General features: G+C 65.2%; 13 protein-coding genes. 7 read left to right on the forward strand and 6 right to left on the reverse strand.

The genetic code is table 11. From position 1 onward, the window contains the following. Positions 1-92 precede the first annotated feature (92 nt). Together topA and RE429_RS13335 are read left to right on the forward strand one after the other, a co-directional pair. Positions 93-2,843, forward strand: a complete 2,751-nt coding sequence (gene topA, locus RE429_RS13330; RefSeq protein ID WP_414471240.1) for a type I DNA topoisomerase — start codon at positions 93-95, stop codon at positions 2,841-2,843. A 5-nt stretch (positions 2,844-2,848) separates the two neighbouring features. Further along, positions 2,849-3,349 (forward strand): MgtC/SapB family protein, encoded by a 501-nt coding sequence (locus tag RE429_RS13335; protein WP_414471241.1) that lies wholly within the window; start codon positions 2,849-2,851, stop codon positions 3,347-3,349. Here the strand turns inward: RE429_RS13335 and RE429_RS13340 are convergent. Beyond that, positions 3,346-3,534, reverse strand: a complete 189-nt coding sequence (locus RE429_RS13340) for a hypothetical protein (RefSeq protein WP_414471242.1) — start codon at positions 3,532-3,534, stop codon at positions 3,346-3,348. The genes RE429_RS13335 and RE429_RS13340 overlap by 4 nt on opposite strands. Before the next feature lie 250 nt (positions 3,535-3,784). Between RE429_RS13340 and parE the strand changes: the two genes are divergently transcribed. The 5 genes from parE (at position 3,785) to rpmG (ending at position 10,394) form a co-directional block, all read left to right on the forward strand. Continuing rightward, entirely contained in the window at positions 3,785-5,890 is a 2,106-nt protein-coding gene (parE, locus tag RE429_RS13345; protein ID WP_414471243.1) for a DNA topoisomerase IV subunit B, read from the forward strand. Positions 5,891-6,407: 517 nt separating this feature from the next. Then, positions 6,408-8,735, forward strand: coding sequence for a ribonuclease R (rnr, locus tag RE429_RS13350; RefSeq protein ID WP_414471244.1), 2,328 nt, complete (start codon positions 6,408-6,410; stop codon positions 8,733-8,735). Between the two features lie 15 nt (positions 8,736-8,750). Then, positions 8,751-9,236, forward strand: coding sequence for a DUF983 domain-containing protein (locus RE429_RS13355; protein ID WP_414471245.1), 486 nt, complete (start codon positions 8,751-8,753; stop codon positions 9,234-9,236). Beyond that, entirely contained in the window at positions 9,208-9,933 is a 726-nt protein-coding gene (locus RE429_RS13360) for an NUDIX hydrolase (RefSeq protein WP_414474196.1), read from the forward strand. The genes RE429_RS13355 and RE429_RS13360 overlap by 29 nt, the downstream gene beginning before the upstream one ends. Positions 9,934-10,226: 293 nt before the next feature. After that, positions 10,227-10,394 carry a 50S ribosomal protein L33 gene (gene rpmG, locus RE429_RS13365; RefSeq protein ID WP_091138407.1) on the forward strand — a complete coding sequence of 56 codons (168 nt, stop codon included), beginning with the start codon at positions 10,227-10,229 and terminating at the stop codon, positions 10,392-10,394. A 261-nt stretch (positions 10,395-10,655) separates the two neighbouring features. Here rpmG and RE429_RS13370 read toward each other — a convergent pair whose 3' ends face one another. The 5 genes from RE429_RS13370 to RE429_RS13390 all read right to left on the reverse strand — a co-directional run bounded on the left by RE429_RS13370 (position 10,656) and on the right by RE429_RS13390 (position 14,617). Further along, the gene (locus RE429_RS13370) at positions 10,656-11,192 is read right to left on the reverse strand and encodes an HU family DNA-binding protein (RefSeq protein WP_414471246.1); all 537 of its coding nucleotides are present in this window, start codon (positions 11,190-11,192) and stop codon (positions 10,656-10,658) included. Positions 11,193-11,512: 320 nt separating this feature from the next. Next, positions 11,513-12,493, reverse strand: coding sequence for a D-erythronate dehydrogenase (gene denD, locus RE429_RS13375; protein WP_414471247.1), 981 nt, complete (start codon positions 12,491-12,493; stop codon positions 11,513-11,515). Between the two features lie 114 nt (positions 12,494-12,607). Next, the gene (locus tag RE429_RS13380; protein ID WP_414471248.1) at positions 12,608-12,901 is read right to left on the reverse strand and encodes a hypothetical protein; all 294 of its coding nucleotides are present in this window, start codon (positions 12,899-12,901) and stop codon (positions 12,608-12,610) included. A gap of 245 nt (positions 12,902-13,146) precedes the next feature. Continuing rightward, positions 13,147-13,749: a hypothetical protein gene (locus RE429_RS13385; protein ID WP_414471249.1), complete on the reverse strand. Its 603-nt coding sequence runs from the start codon at positions 13,747-13,749 to the stop codon at positions 13,147-13,149. A 232-nt stretch (positions 13,750-13,981) separates the two neighbouring features. Next, positions 13,982-14,617, reverse strand: a complete 636-nt coding sequence (locus tag RE429_RS13390) for an SGNH/GDSL hydrolase family protein (RefSeq protein ID WP_414471250.1) — start codon at positions 14,615-14,617, stop codon at positions 13,982-13,984. Positions 14,618-14,677 lie beyond the last annotated feature (60 nt).

The following is a 14,677-nucleotide window of genomic DNA, read 5'->3' on the forward strand; positions in this document are numbered from 1 at the left end:
ACTTATCGCGCCTCTGACGGTCAGAACCGACCGCAGCCTCCGGTCACCAGAAGTTTGAGCATCCGCTCGCGGCCATCTACGGGAAGTCGCCCATGAAAGTCGTCGTCGTCGAGTCGCCTGCAAAGGCCAAGACGATCAACAAATATCTCGGCAAGGATTACGAGGTCCTGGCCTCCTTCGGGCATATCCGCGATCTGCCCGCCAAGGACGGTTCGGTCGACCCGGATGCCGATTTCCGCATGATCTGGACGCTCGAGGACAAGGGCTCGAAGCGGGTCTCCGAAATCGCGAAGGCGATCAAGGGCGCCGAGAAGCTCATTCTCGCCACCGACCCGGACCGCGAGGGCGAGGCGATTTCCTGGCACGTGGTCGAAGCTCTGCGCGAGAAGCGCGCCCTCAAGGACCTGCCGGTCGAGCGCGTGACCTTCAACGCCATCACCAAGGACGCCGTGGAGACGGCGCTCCGTCAGCCGCGCGAGATCGATCAGGCGCTGGTGGACGCCTACATGGCCCGCCGCGCCCTCGACTATCTCGTGGGCTTCACCCTGTCGCCCGTCCTCTGGCGCAAGCTTCCCGGAGCGCGCTCGGCCGGACGTGTGCAGTCGGTGGCGCTCCGCCTCGTCTGCGACCGCGAGCTGGAGATCGAGACCTTCAGGCCGCGCGAATACTGGTCGCTGATCGCCACGCTCGCGACGAAGGACGGCGCGGTGTTCGACGCGCGCCTCGTCGGGGCCGACGGCAAGAAGATCCAGCGTCTCGACATCGGCAACGGCAAGGACGCCGAGGCCTTCAAGAAGGATCTCGAGCTGGCGACCTTCTCGGTGGCGAATGTCGAGGCCAAGCCCGCCAAGCGCCATCCCTATCCGCCGTTCACCACCTCGACCCTGCAACAGGAGGCCTCGCGCAAGCTCGGCCTTGCGCCGGCGCAGACCATGCGCATCGCGCAGCGCCTCTACGAGGGCGTCGATATCGGCGGCGAGACGGTGGGCCTCATCACCTATATGCGTACGGACGGCGTCGACATGGCCCCAGAAGCCGTGCACTCCGCCCGGCAGGTGATCGGCAGGGAATACGGCGACCGCTACGTGCCGGCCGTTCCGCGCAAATATTCCACCAAGGCCAAGAACGCGCAGGAAGCGCACGAGGCCATCCGCCCGACGGATATGAGCCGCCTGCCGAAAGCCGTGGCGAAGTACCTGGAGCCCGAACAGGCCCGCCTCTACGACCTCATCTGGACCCGCACCGTGGCGAGCCAGATGGAATCGGCCGAGCTGGAACGCACCACCGCCGAGATCGCCGCTCAGGTCGGCCCGCGCAAGATCGATCTGCGCGCGACGGGTCAGGTCGTGAAGTTCGACGGCTTCCTCACGCTCTACAACGAGAGCAAGGACGACGAGGCGGACGAGGATGAGGGCCGCCTGCCGCCCATGAAGGCGAGCGACCCGCTGGAGCGCCGCCGGATCAACGCGAGCCAGCACTTCACCGAGCCGCCGCCGCGCTATTCGGAGGCCTCGCTCGTGAAGCGCATGGAGGAGCTCGGCATCGGCCGTCCCTCCACCTATGCCGCCGTGCTCCAGACCCTGCGCGACCGCGAATATGTGAAGATCGAGAAGAAGCGCCTCGTTCCCGAGGACAAGGGCCGCATCGTCACCGCCTTCCTGGAGAGCTTCTTCCGCCGCTACGTGGAATACGACTTCACGGCGGACCTGGAGGAGCAGCTCGACCGGGTCTCGAACAACGAGATCGACTGGAAGCAGGTGATGCGCGACTTCTGGGGCGACTTCTCGGCCGCCATCGGCGAGACGAAGGAGCTTCGCACCGCGGAGGTGCTGGACGCGCTCAACGAGCTGCTCGGGCCCCACATCTTCCCGGACAAGGGCGACGGATCGAACCCGCGCACCTGCCCGACCTGCGGCACGGGCCAGCTCTCCCTCAAGCTCGGCAAGTTCGGCGCCTTCATCGGCTGCTCGAACTACCCCGAATGCAAGTACACCCGCCAGCTCGCCGCCTCCGGCATCGACGGCGACGGGGAAGGCTCGTCCGAGAACGGCGGCCAGCCCGGCGTGAAGGTTCTGGGCGAGGATCCGGAGACCGGACAACAGGTGACCCTGCGCGACGGCCGTTTCGGCCCCTTCGTGCAGCTCGGCGAAAGCGAGGGCGAGGGCGAGAAACCCAAGCGCTCCTCCCTGCCGAAGGGCCTGGCTCCCTCGCAGGTGGATCTGGAAAAGGCCCTCAAGCTGCTCTCGCTGCCCCGTCACGTGGCGACGCACCCGGAATCGGGCGAGCCGATCCTGGCGAGCATCGGCCGCTACGGGCCCTACGTGCAGCATGGGAAGACCTACGCCAATCTGGGCCCTGGCGACGACGTGCTGGAGATCGGGGCCAATCGCGCCATCGACCTGATCGTCACGAAGGAAAGCGGTGGCGGCAACGCCCGCCGCGCCGCCGACCCGGGCCGCCCGCTGGGCGACGATCCCGAATCGGGCAAGCCCATCGTGGTGAAGGCCGGGCGCTACGGTCCCTACGTCACCGACGGCGAGACCAACGCCACCCTGCCGCGCACGATGGCGGCGGAAGCGGTGACGCTGGACGAGGCCGTCGAGCTGCTGAAGGCCCGCCGGGCGGCAGGCCCTTCCAAGAAGTCCGCCCGCGGCCGCAAGGCGCCCGCCAAGAAGGCCGCCGTCGCGAAGAAGGCTCCCGCCAAGAAAGCGGCGGCCAAGAAAGCGGCGGCCAAGAAAGCCCCGGCCAAGGCAGCGGTAAAGAAGACGGCGGTAAAGAAGACGGCTGCGAAGAAACCCGCAGCCAAGAAGGCAGCGGCGAAGAAGGTTGCAGAAGGCGGTTGAATGCCATGAGCGAGTGGGTGTCCTGGCTCCTCGTAGGTCATTCCGACAAGGTCGAGATTTTGCTGCGCCTGTGCGTGGCGGCGATCGCGGGAATGGCCGTGGGGATCAACCGGGACATCCGCAACAAGCCCATCGGCATGCGGACGCTCGGCCTCGTGGCGCTGGGCTCCGCCACCGTGATTCTCTCAGGATCCGTCTATGAGGGACTGAACTATGGGGAGAATGCCGTGAGCCGCGTCGTTCAGGGGATCCTGACGGGCCTCGGCTTCCTCGGCGCCGGCGCGATCATCAAGGCCCGGGAAGGCACGGAGGTTCGGGGCCTCACCACCGCGTCCACGGTCTGGATCGCGGCGGCCCTCGGCGTGACCGCCGGCCTCGGCGCCTGGTTCCTTACCTTTGCCGGAACGGTGATGACCCTGATCGTCCTGATTCTCGGCAAACCTCTCGAGAACTGGCTCACGCGCCTGTTCAGGGGCGACGAGGAAACCGTACGGGACGATGGTTAGTTGAAGGCGTAGCCCAGGCCCAGAACGGCGAAGGCCGCGATCGAGAGCCACAGCAGGCTCGGGCCGAGAGAACCGCTCTTCGCGGCAGGCGTGGTGTCGGGCTCGTCGAAGGCGAAGGCTTCTCCGGCAGTGCGCGCCGCGCGGTCCAGGTGAAGTTGCCGTGCCGATCCGATCGTCGTGCGCATCGCCGCCCTCGTTCTCCGTTAAGCCCATGCTTATCCAGCCAACGTGAATGGTAACTAAACAGTTCCTGATGACAGGTGAAAGACATCCTTTAGGGGCAGCCGCGATACTGCCCGAACACGGGTTCCCAAGACGCAGTTTTTGTGGCTTGTGACCCTATACCGCCTTCCCGTTTCTGTTTTGTTCTCGTATAAAAACGGAATGGGAAATAGTGTAAACAAGCGCGAATCATCGAAACGGACCAAGGTCCCAATGGACAATGACGATCTCTTCGGGGGCGCCGCCGCCAAGCGCGCGACGCCAGCCGCAGCCAGAACGGCTACCGTGAAAACCTCCCGCGCCGCGCCGCCGTCGCCAGGCATTCCTGCGCCAGGCATTCCTGCGCCAGGCACCTCTGCGCAAGGCACTCCCGGCGAGGCCGGCTACGACGCGTCCGCGATCGAGGTTCTGGAAGGTCTGGAGCCCGTCCGCCGCCGCCCGGGCATGTATATCGGCGGCACGGACGAGAAGGCGCTTCACCATCTCTTCGCCGAGGTGATCGACAACTCGATGGACGAGGCGGTCGCTGGCCACGCGACCTTCATCGAGGTCGAGGTGGAGGAAGGCGGCTGGCTGTCCGTGACCGATAACGGGCGCGGCATCCCGGTCGATCCGCACCCTAAATTCCCCAAGAAATCGGCCCTCGAAGTCATCATGACCACGCTCCACGCGGGCGGCAAGTTCGACTCGAAGGTCTACGAGACGTCCGGAGGCCTGCACGGCGTCGGCGTGTCGGTGGTGAACGCGCTCTCCGAGACGCTCGAGGTCGAGGTCGCGCGCGGCCAGCAGCTCTACCGGCAGGTCTTTTCCCGGGGCCTGCCGCAGGGCAAGCTCGAGACCGTGGGCCGCGTGCTCAACCGGCGCGGCACGAAGGTGCGCTTCAAGCCCGACTGGCAGATCTTCGGCAAGGACGCCCATTTCCTGCCCCGCCGCCTGTTCAAGATGGCCCGCTCGAAGGCCTATCTCTTCGGCGGCGTCGAGATCCGCTGGAAATGCGCCCCGTCCCTGCTCGAGGGCAGCGAGAACGTTCCCGCCGAGGCGACCTTCAAGTTCCCGAACGGCCTGAAGGACTACCTCCTCCACGACATCGACGGGAAGGAACTCGTCACCGACCAGATCTTCTCCGGCAAGATCACCAAGCCGGGCAGCCACGGCTCCCTGGAATGGGCGGTCGCCTGGATGGCGAACGAGGACGGGTTCTCGATCTCCTACTGCAACACGGTGCCCACGCCCGAAGGCGGCACGCACGAGAACGGCCTGCGCATCGCCCTGCTGCGCGCCCTGCGCGACCACGCGGAGCGCGTGGGGCAGCAGAAGCGCATGGCGGCCGTGACCACCGACGACGTGATGGCGACCTGCGCGTCCATGCTCTCGGTGTTCATCCGCGAGCCCGAGTTCCAGGGCCAGACCAAGGACAAGCTGGCGACCGTGGAGGCGGGCCGGATCGTCGAGAACGCGATCCGTGACACCTTCGACCACTGGCTCGCCGCCTCCCCGCAGCAGGCCAACAAGCTGCTCGACTGGGTGATCGACCGGGCCGAGGAGCGCCTGCGCCGCCGCCAGGAGAAGGAGGTCGCCCGCAAGACCGCCACCCGCAAGCTGCGGCTGCCCGGCAAGCTGGCGGACTGCTCCAATGCCGGCGCCAAGGGGTCCGAACTCTTCCTCGTCGAGGGCGATTCGGCCGGCGGCTCCGCCAAGCAGGCCCGCGACCGAGCCTCCCAGGCGATTCTCCCGTTGCGCGGAAAAATCCTCAACGTAGCCTCGGCCGGCCGGGACAAGCTGCACCAGAACCAGCAGATTTCCGACCTCGTCCAGGCGCTCGGCTGCGGAACCGGCTCGCAGTACCGCGAGTCCGATCTTCGCTACGAGAAGGTCATCATCATGACCGACGCGGATGTGGACGGCGCGCATATCGCGACGCTTCTCATCACGTTCTTCTATCGTCAGATGCCCAAGCTCATCGACGGCGGCCACCTCTATCTGGCGGTGCCGCCGCTCTATCGTCTCAGCCATGGCGCAAAATCGGCCTATGCCCGCGACGAGGCGGATCGCGACCGGCTGATGAAGACGGTGTTCAAGGGCTCTGGCAAGGTCGAGATCAGCCGCTTCAAGGGCCTCGGCGAAATGCTGCCGGGCCAGCTGAAGGAAACCACTATGGACCCGAAGAAGCGCCTGCTTCTGAAGGTCGTCGTGGAAGCCGACGACCGGCCGGAGGCCAGCGACACGGTGGAGCGCCTGATGGGCAACAAGCCCGAAGCCCGCTTCACCTTCATCCAGGAACGCGCGGCCTTCGCCGACGAGGCGGATCTGGATATCTGAACTTTATAACGATATACTTCCGGCGCAGAACCACCCACCGAGGGTACGGGGATGCGCCGGGTTGGACGGGCCAGGAGGACCTGCCAAGAGAGACGACAACTTCTCACATCAGTTCAATTACTTAGCCTCTTTGCACGTCCTTTTTGAAATTTTTTTGAAAATTTTTCGGAAAAGCCGGGAACCAATGAAGAAGCCGGCCGTTGATAGGCATCACCGGCCCATTCTGCCCCCACGGGCCGGTCCCTCACAGGCTCCTCTCCGGAGCCTTTTTTTTGGCCTGAAGGGCCTCCGGGCCCCTGCTGGATCCATCGGGCCCCTCGCGCGTCATTCACAGGCGGGCTTCCCGGACCGGCGCATCGTGCGAAAAGGTGGACCCAGTTTTTCGCAAGGACGCTGCGCCGTTCTATAGGGGGAGCATCGAATTGATCCCAAAAGCAGAATCGACTTTTGGGTCCGATGCTCTAGCGGCGGCCAAGCTCGCATGCGACAAGACCTGACGAACTCAACGAGTTTTCCCTTGGCCAAACGTTCAAAAACTTCTTCCTCCTCCGCTCTCCCGTCCCGGGAGGATCTCGTCGCCTTCATCGCCAAAACGCCCGGCAAGACCGGCAAGCGCGAGATCGCACAGGCCTTCAACATCAAGGGCAGCGACCGCATCTGGCTCAAGCAGATGCTCAAGGACCTCGAGATCGAGGGTGTCGTCGACCGCCGGGGCAAGCGCGTCCACAAGGCGGGCCAGCTGCCGCCGATGGTGATGGCCGACATCGTCAAGCGCGACCGCGACGGCGAGCTGATCGCCGTGCCGACCGAATGGGACGAGGAGGAGCACGGCGCCGTTCCGACCATCCTCATCATGCCCCCGCGCAAACAGAAACCCGGCATGCCGGTGGCAGGGGTCGGCGACCGGGCGCTCCTGCGGGTCGATCCGCTGAAGGCCGGCGACATCCACCGCTATGCGGGGCGCGTCACCAAGATCCTGGCCAAGAAGCAGGCGCAGGTGCTCGGCATCTTCCGCTCCCTCCCCGAGGGCGGCGGCCGCCTGATTCCCGTCGACAAGAAGTCGCGCGAGCAGGAATTGCAGGTCAATCCCGGGGACGAGGCCGGCGCGCAGGACGGCGACCTCATCGCGGCCTCCATCGTGAAGCACGGCCGCTTCGGCCTGGCCCACGCGAAGGTCAAGGAGCGGCTGGGCTCCGTCAAGTCCGAGAAGGCCGTGAGCCTGATCGCGATCTTCGCCCACGGCATCCCCAGCGAGTTCCCGAAGGCGGTCCTCGACGAGGCGGAAGCGGCCAAGCCCGCCACGCTCGCGGGCCGCGAGGACTGGCGCGACCTGCCCCTCGTCACGATCGATCCGCCGGATGCCAAGGACCACGACGACGCGGTCCATGCGGCTCCCGATTCCGACCCGAACAACGCGGGCGGCTACATCCTCACCGTCGCCATCGCGGACGTGGCGGCCTATGTGAAGCCGGGCTCCGCCATGGACCGGGAAGCCCAGGAGCGCGGAAACTCGGTCTATTTCCCCGACCGGGTCGTGCCCATGCTGCCGGAGAGGATCTCCAACGACCTCTGCTCGCTCCGACCGCGCGAGGACCGCCCCGCCCTCGCGGTGCGCATGGTCGTCGGCCCCGACGGCCGCAAGATCCGCCATTCCTTCCACCGCGTCATGATGCGCTCGGCGGAAAAGCTCTCCTACCAGCAGGCTCAGGCCGCCATCGACGGCAGGCCCGACGAGGTGACGCAGCCGATCCTCGACACGATCCTCAGGCCCCTCTGGGCGGGCTATGCCCTGGTCAAGAAGGCACGCGACATCCGCGAGCCGCTCTATCTCGACCTGCCCGAGCGCAAGATCGTGCTCAAGCCCGACGGCACCGTCGACCGCGTGTTCGTGCCCGAGAGGCTGGAGGCCCACAAGCTCATCGAGGAGTTCATGATCCTCGCCAACGTGGCGGCGGCGGAGGCGCTGGAGAAGGTTCAATCCGACCTGATCTACCGGGTCCACGACGAGCCCTCGCTGGAGAAGATGCGCGCTCTGAGCGAAGTGCTCGCGTCGATCGGCCTGAAGCTGCCGACGCAAGGGGCGCTCAAGCCCGAACTCTTCAACCGCATCCTTCGCAGCGTCGAGGGCTCCGAGCACCAGCTCTTCATCAACGAGGTGGTGCTGCGCTCGCAGTCCCAGGCCGAGTATTCGGCGGAGAACTACGGGCACTTCGGCCTGAACCTGAGGCGCTACGCCCACTTCACCTCCCCCATCCGCCGCTATGCGGATCTCATCGTCCACCGGGCGCTGATCACCGGCCACAGGTTCGGCAAGGACGGACTGCCGCCCGATGCCACCCGCGCGGAGCTGATCGAGATCAGCGCCAAGATCTCGGCGGCGGAGCGGCGCGCCATGGCGGCGGAGCGTGAGACAATCGACCGCCTGATCGCGCACTTCCTTGCCGACAGGATCGGGGCCACATTCGACGGACAGATAGCGGGAGTGACGAAGGCGGGTCTCTTCATCAAGCTGAGCGAGACCGGCGCGGACGGTTTCGTTCCGGCGGCGACCATCGGCGACGATTACTATCGCTTCGACGAGAAGACCCATTCCATGCGGGGCGAGCACACGGGCGAGACCTATCGCCTCGGCGACAAGGTCGAGGTAAAGCTCGTGGAGGCGGCTCCCGTCGCCGGCGCCCTGCGCTTCGAGCTGCTCACGAAAGGGCGCTTCACGGGCAAGGCCGGGGGCGGCAGGGAGGGTGGCAAGCGCCCGCCGCGCGGGGCCAAGAAGACCGCGAAGGCGGCCGCGTCGAGCCACCGCTCTCCGACACGGGTGAAAGTGAAACGCCGCGGTCGCGGCTGACAGGAAACGGAAGACATGTCCCTGACGATCCACACTGCCGCGGCGCCTGCCGAGGATGTGACCCTCATGCCCGCCATGAGGCGCGGGTTCCGCGGCCGCTGCCCGGCCTGCGACGGAGGCCGCCTCTTCGGCCGCTTCCTGAAGGTCGTGGATCGCTGCGACGCGTGCGGCACGGAGTTCCACCATCACCGGGCCGACGATCTGCCGCCCTATGTGGTGATCACCATCGTGGGCCACCTGATCGGCTACGGAATCTTCATGACGGAGACCAAGATGGAGATGCCCCTTTGGGCCCATCTGGCGATCTGGCCCGCCCTGACTCTCGTCCTCTCCCTGCTGCTGCTCCAGCCCGTGAAAGGGGCTGTCGTGGGGCTGCAATACGCGTTAGGGATGCACGGCTTCGGCGCGGCGCGCCAGGCAAGACGATCAGACAGGGAGGACTCGGGTGACGGACGCGCAGGCACTGACCCGGATGGATACGCTGGTCGCCGGGGAGCGTAGGGAGCACGCCCCCGTCCTTCGGCCCGTCGACGCCGCGACCCTCATCATCATCGACCGGAGAGGCAAGCACCCCAAGGTGCTCATGGGCAGGCGCCACGAGGGCCACACCTTCATGCCGGGCAAGTTCGTGTTTCCCGGCGGGCGAATCGAGGCCGGCGACCGCTCCATGACGGTGACGGGGGCCCTGCATCCGCGCGCCGAGCAGGCCCTCATGACCCGGGTGTCCCGCCCCTCCCTCCAGCGCAGCCGCGCCCTGGCGCTCGCCGCGATCCGCGAGACCTTCGAGGAGACCGGCCTGCTGCTCGGCACCCGCGATTATGGAAGCCCCGATTCGGTCCCCGCCGGCACGCCCTGGGAGGCGTTCCGCGAGCACGGAGTGTTTCCGGACCTGGAGGCCCTGCATTTCATCGGCCGCGCCGTCACGCCGCCCAAGCGTGTGAAGCGCTTCGATACCCGCTTCTTCGCCATCGACCGCGATGCCATCGCCCATGAGGTCGAGGGCGTGGTCGGACCCGATTCCGAACTCGTCGAGCTGGCCTGGGTGACGATGACCGAGGCCAGGAAGCTCGACCTGCACGCCGTGACGGGCATGCTCCTGAGCGAGCTGGAAGGCCGCATCGCCGCAGGCTTCAGCCCCATGCTGCCCGTGCCCTTCTTCCATCAGAAGCGCGGCCATTTCGTGCGGGAAGAGCTGTAGGTTCCCCGCTCCGCCCTTCCGGTCCTCCGGCGTGACAGGCGCGCGCCATACGGGATGGCGGGGCAAGCCCGGCGCCAAGCCCGGCCGGAAGCGCGGTCATGACGAAGTCATGATGGGAAGGCGTCCGTTCTCCCGAGGGAAATCTCGGCACCCTCCCCCGTAACCCTTGACGGAAGCGGCATAATCGGGCATGGGAACATCACGATTTTCCGGCCGGGTTCGCCCGGCCTTTGCGTTTCGGCCACGCCGTGGGGCCAGCCGAGCGCGTCGATACCGAACGAGAGGTCCAACCCATGGCCAAAGCCGCTACGATTAAAGTGAAGCTCGTCTCCACCGCCGACACGGGCTATTTCTACGTCACGAAGAAGAACTCCCGCACGATGACCGACAAGATGTCGTTCAAGAAGTACGACCCGGTCGCGAAGAAGCACGTGGAGTTCAAGGAAGCCAAGATCAAGTAAGTTTCCTGCGAACAAGCGCAAAATCGAAAAGGCCGCTCCGGATCGGAGCGGCCTTTTTCATTTCGGGCCGAGGATAAGGCAAGGGGATAAGGCAAGGGGATAAGGCATGGGGATAAGGCATGGGAGGCGGCGGGACGCAATCCGCGGCCGAGCCAAAAAAAGAGCTGTTTCCACGTCCGTGGAAACAGCTCTCGTGTCTGAGCCCGAACATCGCTTCACGCAAAAACGGCGCCCGTTTTCGCGTCCGATGCACGGACGACCTCAGATCGATTCCTTCAGGTCCTTGGCGGCGCGGAAGGCGATCTTCTTCGAAGCCTTGATCTTCACGGGCTCGCCGGTCTGCGGGTTGCGGCCCATGCGGGCGGCGCGCTTGCGGACCTGGAGAATGCCGAGGCCGGTCAGGCGGATCTTGTCGCCCTTCTTCAGGCTCTTGGCGATCAGCTCGACCACCTGGGTGAGCATCTCGTTCGCCTGACGCTTCGGCAGCTCGTGCATCTCGGAGAGCGTCTCGGCGATGTTGCGCAGCGTGAGGATCCCGTTCGACGATGCCGCCTTCACGGACTTCTTGGCCGTCTTGGCCGCAGTCTTCGCAGATACCTTCGGGGCTGCGGTCTTGGCGGACTTCTTCACCGCTGCCTTGGTCGCACCCGCCTTGGCGGTCGCTTTGGCAGGGGCCTTCGCTGCGCTCTTGGCTGCGGCCTTGGCGGTGGTCTTGGCGGTGGTCTTGGCTGCGGCCTTGACGGTCTTGGTTGCTGCGGCCTTGCGGACCGGGGCTTTCTTCGTTGCTGCTTTTGCCACTGGAAACTCCTTTCGAGGCCATGTGCATATGGAATAGCATTATCTGCATAGTGCTTGGAGACAAAGTTCCAAGTTGGCGGAAACGCGTTTCCACAAGGCAAATGCCGCAAAAAGCCGTCGATAACCTTGCTCAATACGGTGAAAGGTCGGCCTAACCTACCGGCACGTCTTGCGTTGGCACTCCAGGAATCGGCCGCCTCGCGCTACCCGCGTCGTTTCCCGGACGGTCAGAATCACCTTTCGCATCGGATCGGCCAGGTTGAAGTGCTTCGTGTGCCGCATTGTTTGACGGCGAGCCGGGCCGGGCCGCGCTGCGCTTGTCATCTCACGAAGTTTCCGCCGAGCTCATCCTCGATATGCAGGCGGATGATGTCGTCGAAGCTGGTCTCAGCCTTGAAGCCGAGGCTCTCGGCCCTGCCGGCGTCGAAGCGGCGCGGCCATCCGGCCACCATGCGCATGATGTCCGGATCGGGCTCGCGGCGGATTCGCGCCGCGACCCTGTCTCCCGCGATGCGCCGCAGGGCCTCGATCTGCTCCGCGACGCTCACCGAAACGCTCGGCATCGTCAGATTGCGGCGGGGACCGATCCTCGCCGTGTCGATGGTGGCCGCGTGCATGAGGAACCCCACGGCGGACCGTGGCGAGGCATGGGCGTGGCGCACGTCGTCCGGCACGGGCAGAACGGCGTCCTGCCCGCTCAACGGCTCGCGGATGATGCTCGAAAAGAAACCCGAGGCGGCCTTGTTGGGCTTGCCCGGCCGCACGCAGATCGTGGGAAGGCGGATGCCGACGCCGTCGAAAAAGCCGCGCCGCGTATAATCGGACAGCAGCAATTCGCCGATGGCCTTCTGGGTGCCGTAGCTCGTCAGGGGCGTGAGAAAGAACTCGTCGCCGATGGCCTGCGGGAACGGGGCGCCGAACACCGCGATGGAGGATGTGAAGACGAGGCGCGGACGATACCCGTCGCCGATCTTGCGGATCGCATCGAAGAGAAAACGCGTCCCGTCGAGATTGATCCGGTAGCCCTTCTCGAGGTCGGCCTCCGCCTCGCCGGACACGATGGCCGCGAGATGAAAGACGACGTCCGGACGACTCTCCACGAGCCTTTCGGCCTCGCCGGGCGCCGAGACATCGGAGGTCCGCACCGTGATCTCGAACGGAGCCTGCGGACGATCGGCCGGCACCACATCGTGCAGGACGAGGCGTGAAATCGCCTGGCCGTTGAGTTGCCCTGCTTCGACAAGCCGCTCGGTGAGTTTCCGGCCGACCATTCCGGCCGCTCCGAGAATGAGAATCTGCATGAATCAGGACCTTCGTTCGTGAGGAATGCCGCAAGCGGAAGAGATTTTTGTGGCTCATGTCGTCCGGCGCGATCACGACCCGGACGACATGGTTCGGACGCGGAACCGGATGGGCTATTGCTCGCGCATCGTCTCCAACGCGCACGGCATCATCGTCACCGTGCCGGGCCCGATGCTGGAGGCGTGCTTCTCCCACACGGATTTCACCTCGTCGCGCATGCGGTTGGCCTCCTGCCCGTTCAGCTCGTTGACGATGATACCCGAGCCCTCGATCTTGTCGAGAGAGGCTTGCGAGAGCTCGCAGGAGACCTTGCGCTGCTTGTCCCGGGACAACTCGGCGCACGCGCAGGCCACCGGCTGATCCTCCGACGGAGCGTTCCACAGCTCTTTGGAATAGAGAACCAGCAACCGACGTCCTCGTCCGTGTCACGGACGGGTCGGAGCGACCACTCCGTGAAACCGTTCTGCAATTTGCGCCAAACCGAAAAAAACCGCCTCCATGCGGAGGCGGTTTTCAGCCCGGATCTTCGCCATCGCGCTTGAGCATCGGACCCCAAAGCGGGCTTGCGCTTCGGGGATCGATGCGATGTTCCCGCTATCGAAGAGCGTGTCGTTCGCTGCGAGAACCCGCGTCCGCTTCTTCGCACGATGCGCTAGCGGTGATTGACGCGGCGCACGTGCTGCCGGGAAGCGACGGAGCCGGTGGAGACCACGTCGCGGCGCACGGACCGGACGACGCGGGTCGGCTGGGCGCTCGCCCGATACACCGTGCGGGTGCCATAACGGGGCGCGTAATAGGCGGACCGCGTCTGATAGCGCGGAGCCCCGTAGACGACACGCGTGCGGTAGGCGGGCTCACGATAGACGACCCGCGTCCGGTACGTCGGCGCCGCATACACGACCCGCGAGGCGACCGGAGCACCGTAATAGCCATAGGTGGTGGGGTAGCCATAACCATAGCCGTAGGCCGGAGCGTTGTAGCCGTAGCCATAGGTGGCGGGATAGCTGTATCCATAGGCTGGATAGTTGTAGCCGTAGGGATAACCATAAGCGGGGGTCGCCGCCGCACCGATCAGGCCGCCGAGCACGGCGCCTCCGACCAGACCGGCCGCGACGGCGCCGCCATTGCCCCAGCCGCCACGGTGGTAATAGCCGCCGTGCCAGCCATCGCCCCGATAAACCCTCTGGGCTTGCGCGGCGCCGATGCTCGCAAAGGTCAGCAAAGCAGCACTCGATAACAGGATCACCTTCTTCATGACAAACCTCATAACAAAATGGTGGGCACCATTCGTGCGATACTAATCGCGAATTCCATAAAAGGTTTCATGATCATCTATACTCATTCGAATTAAGTTTACGCCCGTTCATGCGGCGTTCATTTACCAGCAACGCAACCGCAATACTGCCAAGCATGACAGGCGAATACGGATTGCAGCTTTATGCCTGATATCAAAAGCGAATAGTCGATTCCGGGCGATCTTCGGTCCGTTACTCGGAATAGACCTGCGAGCGGTGGGAGGCGGCGCTTCCCGCGACGACCTGCGCGATGGCTCGCGCGATCTTGTCGCCCCCCTTGGCGGACAGTTCGATCGGATCGGCATAATCGTCATGCTGATTGCAGATCAGGCGCAGATCGATCAGGGAGAGCCTCCGGCTGAAGGCTTCGCGCGTGATGATATCGTTGAAGACCGACAGGGAGGCCACCACATGGCGTCGGCTCTCCTGCTCGGGAAAGCGTCCGTCGTGGATCGTGCAGAGCGCCGTCGGCAGACGATAGCTCATCACCAGGTCGAGCATTCTGCGGTAGCCACGGGCGAACGCATCCCTCGTATCCGCGATCCGGGTCAGGACCTCCGCCACGGACCGGGCGCCCTCCCGAAGGATCGCGCTGCAGCCGAGCGCATCGCTGCTGCCGATGCTCAGGATCAGATGGCTGGCATCCTCGGGCAAACGGGCGAGCTGGCGCTTCACGTTCGTCGTGATGGCGCCGTCGACCGCATTCATCGTGGTGCGCCAGCCGTCCGGAAGTTTCGCCTGGACCTGGGCGAGAACATCCGGTTCTCCAGGCTTCAGGTAGCCACCGTTGTCGAACACGCTGTCACCGAGAAGAACCACGTGGTTCATCGCGCCGCCCCCGTCTTTCATTGATATGATAACGTATCACAGGGGCGGTCTCTCAAGAGA

The sequence above is a fragment of the Microvirga sp. M2 genome (assembly GCF_047497095.1).
Lineage (GTDB): Bacteria > Pseudomonadota > Alphaproteobacteria > Rhizobiales > Beijerinckiaceae > Microvirga.

Excerpts from the sequence above, each read along its gene's own strand:
- RE429_RS13340 (WP_414471242.1), bottom strand. The coding sequence starts at position 3,534 with ATGCGCACGACGATCGGATCGGCACGGCAACTTCACCTGGACCGCGCG.
- parE (WP_414471243.1), top strand. The coding sequence starts at position 3,785 with ATGGACAATGACGATCTCTTCGGGGGCGCCGCCGCCAAGCGCGCGACG.
- denD (WP_414471247.1), bottom strand. The coding sequence starts at position 12,493 with ATGCAGATTCTCATTCTCGGAGCGGCCGGAATGGTCGGCCGGAAACTC.
- RE429_RS13355 (WP_414471245.1), top strand. The coding sequence starts at position 8,751 with ATGTCCCTGACGATCCACACTGCCGCGGCGCCTGCCGAGGATGTGACC.
- RE429_RS13335 (WP_414471241.1), top strand. The coding sequence starts at position 2,849 with ATGAGCGAGTGGGTGTCCTGGCTCCTCGTAGGTCATTCCGACAAGGTC.
- topA (WP_414471240.1), top strand. The coding sequence starts at position 93 with ATGAAAGTCGTCGTCGTCGAGTCGCCTGCAAAGGCCAAGACGATCAAC.
- RE429_RS13360 (WP_414474196.1), top strand. The coding sequence starts at position 9,208 with ATGGATACGCTGGTCGCCGGGGAGCGTAGGGAGCACGCCCCCGTCCTT.
- rpmG (WP_091138407.1), top strand. The coding sequence starts at position 10,227 with ATGGCCAAAGCCGCTACGATTAAAGTGAAGCTCGTCTCCACCGCCGAC.
- RE429_RS13385 (WP_414471249.1), bottom strand. The coding sequence starts at position 13,749 with ATGAAGAAGGTGATCCTGTTATCGAGTGCTGCTTTGCTGACCTTTGCG.
- RE429_RS13390 (WP_414471250.1), bottom strand. The coding sequence starts at position 14,617 with ATGAACCACGTGGTTCTTCTCGGTGACAGCGTGTTCGACAACGGTGGC.